We start from the raw sequence: 1,130 nt of genomic DNA on the forward strand, positions 1-1,130 counted from the left end.
CTCTGAGCTGGGGGTGGCCGCAGAGACCAGCGAGAAGCGACTGTTTACTAAAAACACAGGTCCGTGCGAAGCCGTAAGGCGATGTATACGGACTGACGCCTGCCCGGTGCTGGAACGTTAAGGGGACCGGTTAGCTCTGTTTCGACAGGGCGAAGCTGAGAACTTAAGCGCCAGTAAACGGCGGTGGTAACTATAACCATCCTAAGGTAGCGAAATTCCTTGTCGGGTAAGTTCCGACCTGCACGAATGGCGTAACGACTTCTCGACTGTCTCAACCATAGGCCCGGTGAAATTGCACTACGAGTAAAGATGCTCGTTTCGCGCAGCAGGACGGAAAGACCCCGGGACCTTTACTACAGTTTGATATTGGTGTTCGGTTCGGCTTGTGTAGGATAGGTGGGAGACTGTGAAACCGTGACGCCAGTCATGGTGGAGTCGCCGTTGAAATACCACTCTGGTCGTGCTGGATGTCTAACCTCGGTCCGTGATCCGGATCAGGGACAGTGTCTGATGGGTAGTTTAACTGGGGCGGTTGCCTCCCAAAGGGTAACGGAGGCGCCCAAAGGTTCCCTCAGCCTGGTTGGCAATCAGGTGTTGAGTGTAAGTGCACAAGGGAGCTTGACTGTGAGACCGACGGGTCGAGCAGGGACGAAAGTCGGGACTAGTGATCCGGCGGTGGCTTGTGGAAGCGCCGTCGCTCAACGGATAAAAGGTACCCCGGGGATAACAGGCTGATCTTCCCCAAGAGTCCATATCGACGGGATGGTTTGGCACCTCGATGTCGGCTCGTCGCATCCTGGGGCTGGAGTCGGTCCCAAGGGTTGGGCTGTTCGCCCATTAAAGCGGTACGCGAGCTGGGTTTAGAACGTCGTGAGACAGTTCGGTCCCTATCCGCTGTGCGCGTAGGAATATTGAGAAGGGCTGTCCCTAGTACGAGAGGACCGGGACGGACGAACCTCTGGTGTGCCAGTTGTCCTGCCAAGGGCATGGCTGGTTGGCTACGTTCGGGAGGGATAACCGCTGAAAGCATCTAAGCGGGAAGCCTGCTTCGAGATGAGTATTCCCACCTCCTTGAGAGGGTAAGGCTCCCAGTAGACGACTGGGTTGATAGGCCGGATGTGGAAGCCCCG

Annotated in this window: 1 rRNA gene (cut by a window edge); it reads left to right on the forward strand. The window is 56.5% G+C overall.

The annotated features are described in order from the left end of the window. A 23S ribosomal RNA gene (locus ACIP5O_RS36855) occupies positions 1 to 1,130 on the forward strand (its annotated part extends 2,036 nt beyond the left edge of the window); the annotation flags it as partial.

It is taken from the genome of Streptomyces sp. NPDC088915 (genome assembly GCF_044749825.1).
Classification (GTDB): domain Bacteria; phylum Actinomycetota; class Actinomycetes; order Streptomycetales; family Streptomycetaceae; genus Streptomyces.